At 54.7% G+C, this 16,859-nt stretch carries 12 protein-coding genes and 1 riboswitch; of the genes, 7 read left to right on the top strand and 5 right to left on the bottom strand.

Going from position 1 to position 16,859, the window contains the following annotated elements; genetic code table 11:
- Positions 1-130 precede the first annotated feature (130 nt).
- From SD425_RS18240 to SD425_RS18225, 4 genes are all read left to right on the top strand, one after another.
- Positions 131-2,668, top strand: a complete 2,538-nt coding sequence (locus SD425_RS18240) for a DNA topoisomerase 3 (protein WP_324671410.1) — start codon at positions 131-133, stop codon at positions 2,666-2,668.
- A 169-nt stretch (positions 2,669-2,837) separates the two neighbouring features.
- Entirely contained in the window at positions 2,838-4,343 is a 1,506-nt protein-coding gene (locus SD425_RS18235) for a PAS domain-containing sensor histidine kinase (protein ID WP_324671408.1), read from the top strand.
- Entirely contained in the window at positions 4,336-4,734 is a 399-nt protein-coding gene (locus SD425_RS18230; protein ID WP_324671407.1) for a response regulator, read from the top strand. The genes SD425_RS18235 and SD425_RS18230 overlap by 8 nt, the downstream gene beginning before the upstream one ends.
- A gap of 104 nt (positions 4,735-4,838) precedes the next feature.
- Positions 4,839-5,111 carry a hypothetical protein gene (locus SD425_RS18225; protein ID WP_324671405.1) on the top strand — a complete coding sequence of 91 codons (273 nt, stop codon included), beginning with the start codon at positions 4,839-4,841 and terminating at the stop codon, positions 5,109-5,111.
- Positions 5,112-5,129: 18 nt separating this feature from the next.
- Here the strand turns inward: SD425_RS18225 and SD425_RS18220 are convergent, their stop codons facing one another.
- On the bottom strand, positions 5,130-6,944 hold the full coding sequence (locus SD425_RS18220; protein WP_324671404.1) for a prolipoprotein diacylglyceryl transferase family protein: 1,815 nt from the start codon (positions 6,942-6,944) through the stop codon (positions 5,130-5,132).
- Positions 6,945-7,190: 246 nt separating this feature from the next.
- Here SD425_RS18220 and SD425_RS18215 point away from each other — a divergent pair, with 246 nt between their 5' ends.
- Positions 7,191-7,421 (top strand): DUF2905 domain-containing protein, encoded by a 231-nt coding sequence (locus SD425_RS18215; protein ID WP_324671403.1) that lies wholly within the window; start codon positions 7,191-7,193, stop codon positions 7,419-7,421.
- Positions 7,422-7,454: 33 nt separating this feature from the next.
- Here the strand turns inward: SD425_RS18215 and SD425_RS18210 are convergent, their stop codons facing one another.
- The 3 genes from SD425_RS18210 to SD425_RS18200 all read right to left on the bottom strand — a co-directional run bounded on the left by SD425_RS18210 (position 7,455) and on the right by SD425_RS18200 (position 11,918).
- Positions 7,455-9,311, bottom strand: a complete 1,857-nt coding sequence (locus tag SD425_RS18210) for a prolipoprotein diacylglyceryl transferase (protein WP_324671402.1) — start codon at positions 9,309-9,311, stop codon at positions 7,455-7,457.
- A 199-nt stretch (positions 9,312-9,510) separates the two neighbouring features.
- Complete coding sequence (locus SD425_RS18205; RefSeq protein WP_324671400.1) at positions 9,511-11,004, bottom strand: SDR family oxidoreductase; 1,494 nt, start codon at positions 11,002-11,004, stop codon at positions 9,511-9,513.
- 95 nt (positions 11,005-11,099) lie between these two features.
- On the bottom strand, positions 11,100-11,918 hold the full coding sequence (locus SD425_RS18200; protein ID WP_324671398.1) for a formylglycine-generating enzyme family protein: 819 nt from the start codon (positions 11,916-11,918) through the stop codon (positions 11,100-11,102).
- Positions 11,919-12,554: 636 nt separating this feature from the next.
- Between SD425_RS18200 and SD425_RS18195 the strand changes: the two genes are divergently transcribed.
- Positions 12,555-14,210 (top strand): glycosyltransferase family 39 protein, encoded by a 1,656-nt coding sequence (locus SD425_RS18195; RefSeq protein ID WP_324671396.1) that lies wholly within the window; start codon positions 12,555-12,557, stop codon positions 14,208-14,210.
- Between the two features lie 153 nt (positions 14,211-14,363).
- Here the strand turns inward: SD425_RS18195 and lysA are convergent, their stop codons facing one another.
- A complete protein-coding gene (lysA, locus tag SD425_RS18190; RefSeq protein WP_324671394.1) occupies positions 14,364-15,506 on the bottom strand; it encodes a diaminopimelate decarboxylase in 1,143 nt (380 codons plus the stop codon).
- Between the two features lie 182 nt (positions 15,507-15,688).
- Positions 15,689-15,779: riboswitch (SAM riboswitch) on the top strand.
- 284 nt (positions 15,780-16,063) lie between these two features.
- Between lysA and SD425_RS18185 the strand changes: the two genes are divergently transcribed.
- Complete coding sequence (locus SD425_RS18185) at positions 16,064-16,843, top strand: phosphoadenylyl-sulfate reductase (protein WP_324671393.1); 780 nt, start codon at positions 16,064-16,066, stop codon at positions 16,841-16,843.
- Positions 16,844-16,859 lie beyond the last annotated feature (16 nt).

The following is a 16,859-nucleotide window of genomic DNA, read 5'->3' as shown; positions in this document are numbered from 1 at the left end:
AAGTCGGCAGCAACACCTAGCCATTTCAAGCGAGAAGTCACAAGCGAAATCGACTTTTTCTCCGTGTATCTTTGTTGATTCCTTGCTGAGCTAGCTCAGCGAAATCATTGAATCAGCAACACCCTGCGATTTGAAAGTTTGCATTGCCGAAAAACCTAGCGTCGCCCGCGAAATTGCCAACGTCATCGGTGCCAACCGGAAGATGGACGGCTACTTTGAGGGCAATGGCTACCAAGTAACCTGGACCTTCGGGCACTTCTGCCAGCTGCGCGAACCCGAAGACTACCGCCCCGAGTGGAAGCGCTGGAGCATCCACGACCTACCCATGGTGCCCGATAACTTCGGCATCAAACTCATGCGCCGCGACGACGGCGTGGTGCGTCAGTTCAACGTTATCAAAAATTTGCTGGCCAACGCCGAGGAAGTCATCAACTGTGGCGACGCCGGGCAGGAGGGCGAGGTTATTCAGCGTTGGGTGCTCACCGAGGCCAAGTACCGCAAGCCCTTCAAGCGCCTCTGGATTTCTTCTTTGACCGAGGAAGCCATTCGCCAGGGCTTCCAGAACCTGCGCGACGGTGCCGAGTTCGACCGCCTTTACCAAGCCGGCAAGAGCCGCGCCGTGGGTGACTGGTTGCTAGGTCTGAATGCCACGCGCCTATTCACACTCAAGTACGCCGCCGGCCAAAAGCAGGTGCTCAGCATTGGGCGCGTGCAAACGCCAACCCTAGCGCTGCTCGTAGACCGGTACCACGAGATTCAGAACTTCAAGCCCGAACCGTACTGGGTGTTGCGCACGGAGTACCGCGGCACTATGTTCAGCCACGTGGCGCCGCCTAAGAAGAGTAAAGCCGACGACGATGAGCCCGACGAAAAAGCTAGGCTGAAAGCGCGTGGCTACTTCGTGAGCGAGGAGGAAGCCAAGGCGGCCCTGGCGGCCGTGCAGCCCGCGCCGCTCACCGTCACCGGTGTCGAAATCAAGAAAGGCTACGAGTCGCCGCCCGCGCTCTTCGACCTGACCTCGCTGCAAGTGCAATGCAACAACCAGCTAGGTTTGTCAGCTGAAGACACGCTCAAAACGGTGCAGAGCCTCTATGAAAAGAAGGTGGTGAGCTACCCGCGCGTGGATACCACTTACCTGCCCGACGACCAGTACCCCAAAATTCCCGGCATTCTTAAAGGGCTAAGCGCTTACCACAGCCTTACGCAGCCGCTGCTGGCCAATAAGATCCGGAAGTCGACTAAGGTCTTCAACAACCAGAAAGTCACCGACCACCACGCCATCATCCCAACGGGTGCCACCGCTAACGGCCTAGGGGGCAATGAGTCGAGCGTGTACGACATCATCGTGCGGCGCTTCCTAGCCGCATTTTACCCCGACTGCGAAGTGTCGAACACAACCGTGACGGCCGAGGCGGCTGGTTACCCATTTCGCGTGCGGGGGCGTCAGATTTTGAACCCCGGCTGGCGCGTGGTGTACGGCGACCCGGCGGCCCAGCAAGCACCCGCCACGCCGAAAGCGGGCACCGAAGGCGACGATGACGTCGTGAATACCGTGCTGCCTACCTTCGAAAAAGGCGAGAGTGGCCCGCACAAGCCGCGTCTTGACCAGAAAGTGACCCAACCTCCGCGCGAGTACAGCGAGGCCATGCTGTTGCGCGGGATGGAAACGGCCGGTCGCAACATCGACGATGATGAGCTGCGCCAGGCCATGAAGGAAAACGGTATCGGGCGACCGAGTACCCGGGCAGCGATCATTGAAACGCTGTTTAAACGCGGCTATATCCGGCGCGATAAGAAGAAGATTGTACCCACATCGACTGGAGTTGAGCTGATTGGTCTGATTCGTAACCCCACGCTGAAGTCGGCGGAGCTGACGGGGCAGTGGGAGAAGAAGCTGCGCCAGATCGAAGCCGGCAACCTAGACTCAGACCAGTTCTTGGGCGAGCTGAAAAGCCTCGTGCGTGAGATGGTGTTGGAAGTAAAGCAGGACGGTTCGCGCCGCTCTATTACCGTAGGCGCCCCTGAAGCAGCAGCTACAGCTGCGGCAAAAGGTGGCTCGCAAGCTCCAGGAGCTAAACCTGCTACGCCTGCCATTCCGGGGAGCCTAGGTCCGTGCCCGTCTTGTGGTGCGGGGCACATTCTGCGCGGCAAAACGGCATTCGGCTGCTCCCGCTTTAGGGAGAATTGTCAGTTTCGACTACCCGCCGAATTTGAAGGGAAGAAGTTCACCGACAAGCAAGTAAGTGCGTTGCTTGCCAAAGGCCGCACGCCCGTTATTAAAAGCTTCGTAGACGATGCCGGAGCCAAGTTCGACGCGGCTGTGCGCCTTACGCCGCAGCACCAGCTAGAACTGGTGCGTGCTGCCGAAAGCAAGCCTACAACGGCCCAAGACCCCGGCGTGATTCCATGCCCAGTGTGCAAGCTAGGTACCATGCTGCGCGGCAAAACGGCCTGGGGCTGCTCGCGCTTCCGGGAAGATTGCCAGTTCCGGGCGCCGTTTGAGTGGGGTGGTAAAACGCTGAGCGACGTGCAGATGAACCAGTTGCTGCGCAAAGGTAAAACTGGTGTCATTCGCGGCTTCTTGTCGCAGCGCACGGGCGCACGCTATGCGGCTGCCTTGCAGATCAGCGCCACCGGACATATTGAACCCGTGTTCGAAAAGGAATGAGGTCAACGTGTCATACAGGAGGTTGACCGTGACGAAAGGAGGGGTTTGTAGAAAACTACACTAAGGTCAAGCGTAGCGGTATATTTTTGTCTGTATTGTTTAGCCCTCGGCAAGATTAGTGCTACCCGTGTGAGGTCGATTGTCTTGTCAAAGCCAATAAATTACCGATATGAATTATCTCCACGAAGAGCTTGTCCAGCTACAAAAGACGCAACGTGTAGTTTTTGACTTTATCCAAGAATCTTCGCTGGGTGGGCTCTGGTACTGGGATCTGCACAACCCAGAAAACCGGTGGATATCTCCCAAGTTCTGGCGCACCGTCGGGCATGACCCGGAAGCGCTGCCAAACGTAGTAGAACGTTGGCAGGCTGTGGTGAATGCAGAAGACCTAGCTGCTCTTAATGCGCACGTCGCGCATTGTACTGCCTCGTCCACAAAAAGCTACGAACAGGTAGTGCGGTGTACGCACCAGAGTGGGGCTATCGTTTGGTTGCTGTGCCAAGGCCTTCTGATACAGGATGAAGCCGGCCAGCCGTACCGGATGCTGGGGGTGCTTACGAACTTTACCAAGCAGCGCAACGAGGAAATATATGCGCACGAGCTAGCCAGTCACTACGGATCTATTCTGAGTAATCAGTCGGTGTACATTATCAAGACTGATGCCCAGGGCAAGTACACGTACGTAAACGATTTCTTCTACGAGCGTTTCGGTTACGATAGCAAGATCATCGGCACGTCGTCCTTGCAGAGCATCGTTGAAGAAGATTGGCCCAAATGCATCGGGGTGGTGGGGCGTTGCTTTGCCGAGCCCGAAATTCCGCACCAGGTTATTCTGCGCAAGCCCTACCGCGACGGTACCGTCAAATCTAACCACTGGGAATTCAAAGGGTTACTCGATAGTGCTGGCCAGATAAGCGAAATCCTATGCGTAGGATATGATGTGACGCTGCTCGTCGAGAACCTAGAAAGGTCGCAAAAGCTACTGGAGATAACCAAGCAGCAAAATAATCGGCTGCAAAACTTCGCCTACATCATTTCTCACAACATCCGTTCGCACTCGGCCAACTTGACGTCGCTGGTGAAACTCATGCAGCTTTCGACGGACCAGGCGCAAAGTGCGATGTTTCTGCAAATGCTGAAAACCAGCACCGATAAGTTAGCCGAAACCATCGTCAACCTCAATGAGATTGTAACGGCTAACAGCCACGCCAATCAGCCCAAAGAGCCGCGCAATCTGCGGGAAGAGGTGAACAAAACCCTGGAGGCACTGAATATACTTATCCACGAAAGTAGCATCGCCGTTTCCGTCGACATTCCGTCTATTATAACAGTGAACGTGGTGCCTGCGTACCTGGACAGTATTTTGCTCAACTTAATTAGCAATGCTATTAAGTACCGCTCCACTAATACTTACCCCATTATCGCATTGGGCTACTATCTGGAAGAAGGGTATACCGTTCTAACTATTAAAGATAATGGCCTAGGTATTGATCTGAATCGTCACCGCACGAAGCTCTTCGGAATGTACAAAACCTTCCACAGCAACGAAGATGCCCGCGGCGTTGGCCTCTTTATCACGAAGAATCAGATTGAAGCAATGAACGGTAAGATTGATGTGGAGAGCGAGCTAGGTAGTGGATCCACCTTTAAAGTCTACTTCAGTGAAAGTGTTTGATTTGATTTATGTTATTGAAGACGACCCAATTACGTTGGTTATAACGGAGCTGATTGTAAAGCAGAACAAGGCTTTTGGCGAAGTACAGAAGTACGTAAACGGCCAAGAAGCTTACGACACGCTGCTCGCATTACAACGGCAAGAAGAAGTTCCAGATCTGATTCTACTCGACCTCAACATGCCGGTGATGGACGGGTGGGAGTTTCTGGACGCCTTCTCCGCGCTACAGCTGCCCAAGGAAGTGTGCGTTTGTGTGCTAACTTCTTCTATCCACCCCGAAGACATAGAAAAGTCGAGAGGGTATAAGGCAGTGAAAGGTTATTTCACCAAACCCCTAGATGGCGACGCGCTAGAAAAAATGCTGGGGCTAGCCAATGAAAGTAAAGCATAGCGCTAAACGTCTGCGACACGTAGTGTAAAACGTGAACTTCGTTTTACACGCTGCTAACGGCTCAACGGCGTACCCGATTGAGCCGTTAGTGCTAATTTGTTTGTATGTCTTCTACCCTTTTTACTACCCGCCTGCTAGGCTACCTTGTGGGGCTTGTGCCGCTGGTTGCCTTGCTGTTGTTGTTTCGCCAAGCCATACCCCAGACCTTAGCCTTGGGGCTTGCCACTGGCGGCACGGTAGTGTCGGTATGGGTACAGCAAGCAGCTCGCAAGCGCTATCCGTATAACTTCAAAGACCCCGGCGAGTGGTGGGCGTTGGGCGTTTACGCCGCTTTGGTTATCGGTATTATCGTGCTGGTTCAAATTTATTGGAATTAAAAAGCCGATCTGCCCAAGCTATTTCTGGCGGCGGAAGTCATACCGCAGGCGCAAGCTGGCTTGTCGGAACTCACGCCCACCTAGGGTGAGGTAAGGCTGCACATATAGATTCGGTTGTGGCCTTAAGCTAGCTTCTATGAAAAAGGCCTGGTTGCGGCTGTTAGATGGCGTTCTGTAATTTTTGCCCATTGCGAGGCCCGCTAGCACCTGCACCTGGCCGTTCGACTTGAATTGTGACCCCAAGCCGAAGCGCGTGGCTGGATTTCCTAACCCTGCTTCGAGCGAATTGTACTCGCCTTGGGCATAGATAAGCTCCCGTGGGCCCAGCCGTAGCAGTGAATAGGCATCAAACTTATTAACTGAGTAGGTTTTATCGGCAGTAGAATAGCCTAGTGGGCCAATCCAGAAGCCTAAACCTACGCCAAGATAACGGCTGTTGAGAATGGAATAGGGAACGAACGTGAACAATGGCGTTGTACGGGTCAGGGAGCCAATAGAGTCATACTCACGGTCGCGGCCTAGCATCCCGCGAAGGCCCACTTCCACGCTATATCCGTGTGTGCCTTGACTTGGATTGGCTTTCTTCTGCCCCATGTGCGCCACACCCAGCTGTAACGACTGGTACTCGTGCCTGAATGACTGAGGGGGCGGGGGTGTGCTGCCGCAGCCCGTCGATTCATATTCTTGTACTCGGGTAAAGCGGCCATTGCCAACGCCGCCCGTCACGGACCAGTAGCTTTGGCGGTACGTAGAATCAACGGGCGTTTGGTTCGTGAATAGCAGTACCAAAGAAGCTAGGCCGAGGGGTAAGCCAACTAGCCGCGGCTGGGTAGCCGCGCGCGACCCATTGAGCAACAACCTACCTAGCTCTATAACTACCACGGGGAGGAGCAAAAACTTGATAACTAATACCTCTGGGAGCGTGAGTGCCCAAGGGCCGAGCGTTGCCGTGATGCCCAACAGTGCGGCGGTACCGAGCAAATTGCGCAGGCTGTTGTTCACTGGTACTATCTCTGGGCGTGCTGCTGCGTGGCGCCTTATCAGGTAGAGCCACCAAAACAGCGAGATAAAAAGTAGAGGTAGCAGGACCCATTGAACTTCTTTGAGCACCATGCCCGCTAGTGGGCGCAAAGTAGCTCCGACCCGCTCACTGGCAGGGTCGCGCAGAAACTCCAGCCAGAAGCGTCCGAGCAGTAGTAAGCCTAGCCCCAGCAAACGCCAGCTGCCACCGGGCCATGGCTTGCGGCGCACCAGCAGAATAGTTGCGCCGACGGCTAGGCATACCAGCAATTGGTACACCTGCACGGGCTGCACAGGTAGTGAATGAGAGGCCGTTGCGGCTATGAGTCCTTGCTGTACTTGGGTCAGGAAGGGCGGGGTACCGGGCGCGTAGCAGAGGCCTAGGCCGTCGTGAGCTAGCTCGCCGAAGCAGCAACCCGTGAGTAGACAGCCTACGCACTGCACGGCCAGCGCCACGCAAAACGGCACTGTGAATGCATCGAAGACGTGCCAGCTAAAGCCTAGCCAGCGCCGCAGCGCGAGCAACGCCAGCGTGCCGCTTACGGCACCACCTAAGGCAGAGCGCATGGTGGAAGTTGGCCATTGCCCAGTGTGCCACCAAGCTGCCCACTCAGAGGCCGGAACAGCTATCAGCTTGGTACCTAGAATAAACGCCAGCGTTGTGCAGGCCATGAGCAGCAGCCACGTTCGGACCGGGTAGCCGCGCCGATACCCTTCCCACAGCAACAACCCTTGATTTAATGCAAAGGCTAGCAGGTAAAACAAGGAGTAATAATGGTGCCCAAGAGGCGAAGGCAACAGCAACGAAGACATAGGATAGAGCTGATACCAAAGAAAGAATTTACGTCGGCAAGAAAGCTGCTGCTAGGTCGAATTTAGCTGGCGTGCTACCCACCTGGTACTTCACAAAGCAGTACTCTAAAATACTATTATTCTATATAATAAATGCTTGTGAAACAGAAAATTAAGGTCATTAAATAGGGGTATTTCAAGTAACTGTGTAATCTGTAAATAAGAGACACGTATACTGGCCGTAGAAACAGCTTATAGCCTACAACCATGACTCCTCAACTCGGTAAAATTCTTGTCCTGCTGGGGCTAGGTATTGTGCTGCTGGGCGCTTTCCTGTGGCTAGGTGGCGGCAGTTTGCTCGGCTGGTTTGGACGTCTGCCCGGCGACGTGCGGGTAGAGCGGCCTGGCTTCCGGCTCTATGCTCCTTTTGTTTCGATGGTGCTAATCAGCTTGCTGCTCAGCCTAATCATGTGGCTGGTCCGGCGATTTGGGGGCTAGGTCTGAACAGTGGTTTGGCAAAGCGCCAGCATCTTAGCGGGTCGTGGCCCGGGGCAAGCGGTAGCGCAACTGCACGCGCACTTGGTTTACGTGCTTGAAGTTAGTAGCTGCGTATGGCAGGATTTCCCAGTTGGCGTTTACCGGTATACTGCCTTGTATGAAAGGAATGTAGGAATAAGTGACTTTTTCTAGCAGTCCCGCATTTGATTCGCTGTTCACCAAAGCCAAACCGGTAAGCAGGCGCGGCTCGTTCTGGCCAAAGCCTGACCCCAGGCCAACCATAGAGGTACCGTCGCCCACTCCTCGGGCTCCCTGGTTGATGCTCATGTGCAAGAACACGTAAGGCATATAGCCACCCTCTAACAGGAACTGCAATCTGACCTTATTCCGCTCTCCAGGGCTATACGGAAAATCGTAAGCTGCTGTACCGAGGTGGACACCTAGCCCCATGCGTAGATATTCAGGACGAGCTACTTCCAGATAGGGGTTGATGGTGAACAGCTGCCGCTTACCATCGTAGGTGAAGGCAGGCACCGGAGTATTATAGGCTGAGTGCGGGACAAAGGAGGTATCCTGATCGGGCAAAAAGCGGGTCTGGCCCACGTGAAGCGCCGCGCCGTAGGTGAAGGTGAGGTGCCGACCAAAGGGCTGGGTTTGGGCAACATCGAGTGTGCCCACTTGGTAATGCTGACGGTATGTCGGGACATCATAGCGCGAACCGGAGCACCCGTAAGGATAATCATACAGCTGCCGCATAGAGCCAGCCGAACCACCTACGCTGAATGTGGTGTAGCCCTGGCGCTCAGGCTGAAGCGTGGGGTCTTGGGGCGCTGGTGCTTGGCTCATGGTCAGCATGGCTAAGCAGCCGAGCATAGTAGCTAGCTTCGGGGCCGAGTGTACTCTGTTATGCAGTTGGCGTAAGTGATTAGCTTCCAATATCATTACTGTCAGAAGCAAGCTTTGCACTACCCACCGCTCCGACCACGTCAGCCACTGCGGGCCTAGAGCGGCAGTGAGTAGGAGCAGCGTTGCCACCGTGAACATGGGGCGCCAGTCATTCGACAGAACGGAGCCGGTAGCAGGAGCAGCCGTTTTCTTCTGGTAGATGAGCCAGCCACCTAATAACGGTAAGGCAAGCAGCAGGCCCCACTGCACGGGTTTTAGGCTGCCCCAAAGCCCACTACCCACCACGTCGCCAGCCGCATCGCGCCAAAATTCGAAACCAAACCGGCCGAGCACATACAGCAAAAGCACGAGCGTAAAACGCCAGCCATCTGGCCACTGCTTCCGCCGCGTAGCCAGTAGGACAGCCGCAATACCTAGGCAGAGAAGAATTTGATAGAGCTGAGCCGGATGCACCGGGAGTGAGCTAGGTGCGCTGGCCTCAAGCACGCCCCGCGACACTTGCACCAAAAAGGGCAGTGTACCGGGCGCATACGCTACGCTGAACGGGAGCGTAGGGGCCACAATGCCGAAGCAGCATCCCGTTAAAAAGCATCCTATGCCCTGCACTGCTAAGCCAACCATAAGCGGTAAAGCCAGTGCATCGTATGCATCGCGGTCGAAGCCAAGCCAGCGCCGTAAAATAGCAACCGCCAGTACCACACCTAGTAAGCCCCCAAGGATAGAACGATGGTCGGGGCCGTTCCAGATACCGAGTGCAAATAAGTGTTGCCAATCTGCGGCCGAACCCGCCACCAGCTTCGTGCCTAGGATAAGTAGCAGTTGAGCGCCCGCCATCAACACCAGCCAAGGCCGCCAAGCATACTGCCGCCGCTTAGCCTCAAGTAGCAGCAGTACACCCGCTACCCCGAAGCCGAGTAGATAAAATATGTCGTAATAGAAATGACCGACTGGAGTCGGTAGCAACAGGTGTAAATAACAGGGCATAGAAGAGCAACTAACAAGACCTGACGACACGCCATGATCATTGTTCAAATCTCTTCTTTATTAGAAAATAACTATACCCACTATTCATGAGTAAAGGACTTTCGGTACTGCTAAGATATGTTTGTAAGTAGTTGGTGTTTAGACGAAAATAACCTGAATTTTAGACTTCGTAAATAAAGCGCTGCTAGGTAAGCAACAGCTATATTCCTGCTGGGGCTGGCTGAGAACCTAGCACCGGTACCACCTCGCCATACTGCACAATGTTCTCGATCATGCCCCGGAAGATGATGAAGTGAAACGGCACGAGCGAGTACCAATAAAGACGACCTGCAATCCCCTGTGGCCGGAAGGCAGCTAGCTGCTCTAATCGGTGACTTCCGTCTCCGTTATCGGTGATGCGAAATTGCAGCCAGGCCTCGCCGGGTAATTTCATCTCAGCGTAAAGCAGCAAGCGCCGGCTGCTTCGGTCGGCCACGAGCACACGCCAAAAGTCGAGGGGGTCGCCGGCGCGTAGCTTGGTGGGGGAGCGGCGGCCGCGGCGCAGGCCTACGCCGCCCACAAACTTGTCCATCAGTCCACGGATGCGCCAGAGCCAATCGACTTTATACCAGCCCCGTTCGCCGCCGATGCTCCACACGTTGCGCAGCACCTCATTGGGGTCGCGGGTGAAGTTGAGCACTTGGCGATTGGTGAGTACTCCGTGTTGCGGGATCTGCACGAAGTCCATATAGTTCTTCTGGATAACGCCGCTGCTCAGGGCATCGCTCCAGCTGCTAATCACCTCGTTCTGCTCGATCCGTGAGTAAGCTAGCTCCAACGCGGCGCGGTAGCTCATGCACTCGTGCGGCACTACCGACCGAATGCTCCGCTGCGGGTCGGCCACGGTGTCGTTGCGCAAGCTCTCTACTAAGCTTTGGGCGAGCGAAAAGGTAGTGCGCGTTACCAAGAACAGCCACCACGACGAAAGCCGCGGCGTAAGCACGGGCACCGTGATGATGTAGCGCCGGTAGCCGCGCACCTCAGCTAACCCAAGCAGCATCTGTTTGTAGGTCAGCACATCTGGCCCGCCGATGTCGAATTTCTTGTCCAGGCAGTCGGGGTTGTCGAGTACCGCGGTGAGGTAAAACATAACGTCGCGAATGCCAATGGGTTGGCAACGCGAGTTGAGCCAGCGCGGCGTAACCATCACCGGCAGCTTTTCCACCAAATCCCGAATAATCTCGAACGACGCCGAGCCGGAGCCAATGATAATGCTGGCGCGCAGCACCGTGAGGCTAGCTTTTTCCGCTTTCTCCAGCACCGATTCCACCGCTTTGCGCGAGCGTAAGTGCGCCGAAAGCCCTTGGTCGTTTACGATGCCGCTCAGGTAAATAACCTGCTTGGCGGTAGTCTGATCGAGGTAATCGACGAAATTCTGCGCTGAATCTTGTTCCGATTGCACAAAGTTTTTGTCGTTGCCGCTCATCGAGTGCACCAGGTAGTAGGCAGCATCTAGGTCGCGGGGCAGGTCGCGGAGGGAGTCGGGTTGGAGTAAGTCGCCTTGTGCTACCGTCACGCGGGCACGGAGGCGCTCAGGCAACTCGAAGCGGCGCGGGTCGCGCACCAGACAAATGACCTCGTGTTCGGCCTCTACTAGCAGCGGAAGCAGGCGTTGGCCGATGTAGCCATTAGCACCGGTGAGCAGGATTTTCATGGGCGGGCGGAAAGGGTGTATGTTGATAACCCATTCGGCTTCCGTTAGTTGCAGAAGCGGGCAAAGTTGCTCCCTTTCTATCTACCCATTAAACACTACAGATCTCTCGCTACGCGGAATTCCACACCTCCGCTACGGTAGTTCTGTAGGGTGAATCCACGTCCGGGCGCCCAGTTGCGGAACCCTGAACGAAGCATGAGCGGCGGATCTCCCCAGTCGCCACCTCTTACCATCCGGCTTTCACTGGATTTTTTGCCGTTCATAAAAGTAAGCCTTCCCGTCATGTGCAAAACGACATCTTCTTTATAAGCAGACCCATCAGACGGTATTTGAGCAACAGTAGGTGAAAAAGAGTCTTCTACATACTGCAATACATTTCCCTGCATGTCGTACAGGCCAAAGGCGTTCGGCGGAAAAGACCCTACCGGTGAAGTGCCTAGCCACTTATCCCGCCCCACGGCTGCTCCTACCCAGCCGGAGTCAGCGCCATAATTAGCAAGTTCATGACTGGCTACTGCTCCCCAGGGATAAGGTGTATTCGAGCCGGCACGAGCCGAAAATTCCCATTCAGCTTCCGTTAATAAGCGGTAAGTATGTCCTGTTTTTTGGCTCAGCCATTTCACGTAGTCCTGCGCGTCATCCCAGGTTAGGCAAACAGCAGGGTGCGTCTTGTCTTGTGGGAAGCCGAGATGTTGCCATGATGCATCGGGGTTGGCATCCCAGGCTTTGCGGCTCGCATCTTCAAAACCACTGAAGGCACACCCCGTAACGACCGGTCGATGAGTAGCATTTACAAATACTTCCCACTGACCTCGGGTAACGTCGTATTTACCAGCAGCGAATTGCCTGATGGTTATTTTCTTAACCGGCCCTTCCACCTCAGACCTTCCCTCTTCGCTATCAGGAGTGCCCATCGTAAAAGTCCCAGAGGGAATCACTACCATTTCTGGGCAGTCAGGACAATCTTTGAACGAGTTGCTAGGCTTGTGATTGTTTTGTGCGGAGGTCTTAGCTGCAACTAGTGTACAGCCAATAATTACCGCGGTTATTGTTAGTATTCTTTGTTTTCCTGTAGCGTATCTCATGAAAAAATCTTGTCAAGAATACTCTCCTAGGCACTTGCGTGGTTCTGTGGCTAAAGTTGTTCGACGGGTATGCAGCTGCGCCTAGTATCGGAGTAGCTGCTTTGCCATGCGGCGCTCAGCGTAACTGCTTAGGTAATAGAAATAAGTTGTTTTTCAAAAACACAAGTGGCTTATCGTTAAAGGTTTATATGATGTAAGTTATTTTATATAACAGCAGATATCTGAAGCGCTGCTTACCAGAAACCTGCTAATAGTTTGGAGCACGTGTACATAGGATGTGGCGCTTACTCTCGCTACTCCGTGCCAAGACAGCAGTATCGTTCCACAAGAGGCGTCAGCAGGCCCTGCTCCCTACAGCAAATAATATCTTGGGCGAAAAAGAACTAGAACAAAGCCCCTGTCGATGACGCGCCCGCCCATTTTGGCTAACATTGCAGCCATTTTCATTGGCCAAAAAACGCTGTTATGTCTGCTCCGCTTACTTCCCGCACCTGGCTCTGGTTGTTTCTGTTGGTGCTGGGGCTAGCTTTTCTGGTGAATATCGGCAGTTGGGGTCCGCTGGAAAGCAGCGAGGCGCGTTATTCCGAAATCGGCCGCGAGATGCTGGTGGGGCAAGATTGGCTGCACCCGCGCTTGCTGGGTATTCAGCACTTCCACAAGCCGCCGCTCACCTATTGGCTCGTAGCGGCTGGCCTAGGTTTGTTCGGGCCGAATGCCGCCGCTGTGCGACTTCTACCCATTGTGGCCGTATTACTGCAAGTGCTGCTGGTGTATGGCCTGGGGCAAATTATGTTTCGTGGCGACCGGGCACGTTCCTTAGCGGCAGCCATCATCTACGGCACACTGCCCGTCGTGCTCATCTCGGCGCTGAATGTCACGACCGATGCCTACCTAGCTACGCTAGAATTGGCGGCAGCCTACGGAATTCTGCGTTACTACGACGGGGGGGGCGCCCGCTGGCTCTACCTGTTCTGGATTGGACTCGGCCTAGCTTTTCTTACTAAAGGGCCTGTTGGCTTTGTGCTGCCGCTGATGGCAGTCAGTAGCTTTTACTTCAAACAGCAGCAAACCCGGCGGCCTTTCACCAAGCATCACGCTTTAGGCATCGTGCTTTTCGTGTTGGTTGGGCTGAGCTGGTATTTGTACTTGGTGGCCGAAAACTCGGCCTTCGTACGCTACTTCTTGTTTGAGCACACCGTGGAGCGCTTCGCCAACGCCGCTACCTTCAACCGGGCTAAGCCGTGGTGGTTTTACGTGGTACTGGCGCCTGCCACGAGCTTGCCGTGGTCGGTGGCGCTGATTAGTCGGGCGGTGCGCACGCCTTGGCGCGAGCTGCCGCAACAGTGGCGCAACGTGCTCATTTTTTGGGTAGTAGTGCCGCTGATTTTCTTCTCCATCTCGAAGTCAAAGCTGCTGCTCTACGTGTTGCCCATCTTCCCCGGCGTGGCCTTGCTGACGGTGTACTACCTAGGTCGCCTCACCGACGCCGTGCTGTTTCGTTGGTATGTGGGTATTGTGGCGCTCTACGGCTTTCTGCTGGCGGTGCTGTGCTTGCTGCCGGTGCTGCTAACTGCTTTCCCAAGCATCCCTTTGGAAATGAGCCCCCTGACGGTGTTGCGACCGGCGGTTGGGGTGATTGTGCTGGTGCTCCTCCTAACACTATGGGACCAAGTACGAGTAGCTCCCCGCATTCTGGCCGCAACCGTGGTATTCACCGCCGCCCTCTTGCTCACTGCCAAGCCCATCATGGACCAGAACGAACTAGCTTTCAATGGCAGCCGCCCGCTCGCGGAATTTTTGCGCCAGCATAAGCTCGCGAGTCGTACCGTACTTGTGTACAACGAGTTGCTGCCGTCTCTAGCATTTGAGCTAGGCAAGCTGCCCGTCTCGCTCTACGATGGCAATGAAAACCTGCACCGCGAAACGCAGTTCGAAGCCGATGAGACATGGCGCCGCAACCTCATCATGCTACCTGACACTCGCCAGGAGCCCTACCTAGGTAGCTTGCTCGTGCAACACCCAGCGATGCTGGTGAAAGGCGAGTTGAAGGAAGAACGCAAGTGGATGCTGCGCTACTTCACCCAGCATGAAACCCTAGGCAAGTGGACGATCTACTGGTAAATCAGTGCTATCCACTGATTTATCTGTCATCTTGAGCAGAGCGAAGGACCTTATCACGCGAGAACGAATCGTAACTACGATTATCGTTTCAACGCGATAAGGTTCTTCGCTCTGCTCAGGATGACCGAAGCATTTATGACCTAGCTACCTAGGCTAAGCGTAGTATGCTGGCGCCTTTTCGCGTAGGTTATAATGCGACGACATTACCTCGCCGTAAGCTCCCGCCGATCGCAATGCAATAAGGTCGCCGCGCTTGGTTTCGGGTAGCAGCACCTCTTGCCCAAACCGGTCGGACGACTCACAAATAGGGCCTACCACGTCGTAGGGCTGCACGGCACCTTGGCTGCTGAGATTCTGGATGTGATGGTGGCTGCCATAGAGCGCAGGACGGATCAACTCGGTCATACCGGCGTCGAGGATAGCAAACTGCGTTTGCTGGCTGCGCTTCACGAACAGCACGCGGCTGATGAGCGTACCGCACTGCGCCACTACCGCGCGACCTAGCTCCATGTGCACCTTCTGGCCGGGGCGCCGCACCAAGTGCTGCTCGAAGGTCCGGAAGTAGGTTTCGAAGTCCGGGATAGGGTTCTTGTCAGGCGTTTGATAGTCGATGCCGAGGCCGCCGCCCACGTTGAGGTGGGGGAGGGAGTAGCCTTGATCTTGCAGCCAATCTTGCAGTTCGTTCAGCTTTTGGCTGAGTTCGCCAAACACACTCAGATTCGTAATCTGTGAACCGATATGCGCGTGCAGCCCAACCAGCTCAATGTTGGGCAACGAAGGCAGCTGAGCTACCACGCTCGGCAAGTCGGATAAGCTAATGCCAAACTTGTTGGCTTCCAGACCCGTCGTGATGTAATGATGGGTGTGTGCATCCACGTTAGGGTTCACGCGCAGTGCCACGCGGGCGCGCCGGTTCTGGGCACCAGCTAGCGCATCGAGCACCACCAGCTCCTCCACCGATTCTACGTTGAAGCACCAGATATCAGCGGCTAGGGCTAGGTTCAACTCCACATCCGATTTACCTACGCCAGCAAATACCACGTCTTGAGGCGCAAAGCCGGCGTCCAGCGCGCGTTGCACTTCGCCGCCGCTCACGCAGTCGGCGCCCAAGCCGTGCTGCCGGATACGCTCCAGCACGGGCAAGTTGACGTTCGCTTTTAGGGCGTAGTGCACGTGGAAGCCGCGGGGCTTAGCGGCTTGTTGCAAAGCCGTGAGGGTTTGCTCCAGCAGGGCTAGGTCGTAGAAATAGAAAGGAGTGGAGTGGGCGTGAAGTTCCGCCGGTAGCGTGAAGGACATTCGTGAAAAACAGCGTAAAAACCGCGCGAATGTACGGCGAGAACCTAGCTAAATTATAAATCTGCCGAGCTTACTGCGTAAAAACCTGTGGTGAAGCACGCAAGCAGTGTGTATATAAGTTATGATTATTAAGAAATGGCTATTACTTTTGCGTCCATTCAATCTTTCTGACAAAAGGATTGTTTTTATACAGAGGCGTGGAGAGACAGGCTCGACGAAACGCCGACAACCCCCGGAATACCGGAACGGTGCCAAGTCCTGATCATATAAAAACAACACAGCCGTGAAATTCTTGCTGAACCCCGCCGCCCACCCCACCACCTCTGCATCCGTACAGCATGGATGTTGTGGCACGTGCATGGTTGGGCTTATGCGAGGTTAAGAAGGTTTCGCGCATCTTTTCTCCTTTTTCTTGGTTTAACACGCTGGTAATGACCACAAAGGTCTTACGCAACGTACCGCAGTAGCCACTCAACGTAGGCTGAAGTTTGCGCCGATCCGTTGGTTCTACTGCAAAATCGGAGCTAGCCCTCCCAAATCCCTGAATTCTTCTGCTTATGCAACTACCATCTGAGGACCGGGTCAACGACCTGCGCCAAGAATTAGCCGGACGTAGTGCTGTTGAAATACTCACCTACGCCGCTTCTCTTTTTCCCGATAAAGCTGTTTTCTCAACTTCTTTCGGGATTGAAGATCAGATAATTAGTCATCTGATTTTTACGAATGATCTGCCGGTGAAAGTATTTACACTTGACACCGCGCGTAACTTCCAGGAAACTTACTCGACCTGGAACAAGACCCTGCTGAAGTACGAGAAGCCAATTGAAACATACTTCCCCGATCAGCAGAGCGTACAGGAGCTGATGCTCAAAAAAGGACCTAACAGCTTCTACGAAAGCGTAGAAAACCGCAAAGAGTGCTGCTACATCCGTAAAGTAGAGCCCTTGAATCGCGCACTAGCTGGTCAGCACCTGTGGTTTACGGGTATCCGCGCCGAGCAATCGGCCAACCGCCAGGGCATGCATAATGTAGAGTGGGACGAGGCGCACCAGCTTATCAAAGTGCACCCGCTGTTCGACTGGACGTGGGACCAATGCTGGGACTATGTGCGTGAGCATGGCATTCCGGTGAACCCGCTACACAAGCAAGGTTTCGTGAGCATTGGCTGCGCGCCCTGCACCCGCGCTATTCAGCCCGGCGAAGACTTCCGCGCCGGGCGCTGGTGGTGGGAAAACCAGTCGGCGAAGGAGTGCGGCCTGCATACCCACGGCACCCACGATGGGCCGGACCCGGTGGTGGAGCCTATTACGAGCACCACGCCTGCCCCGAGCAACTAACTCCTCTTGTTAATTC

The sequence above is a fragment of the Hymenobacter sp. GOD-10R genome, assembly GCF_035609205.1.
GTDB lineage: Bacteria > Bacteroidota > Bacteroidia > Cytophagales > Hymenobacteraceae > Hymenobacter.
The sequence above is the reverse complement of the archived record's forward strand: the minus strand, read 5'-3'. Positions and strand labels throughout refer to the sequence as shown.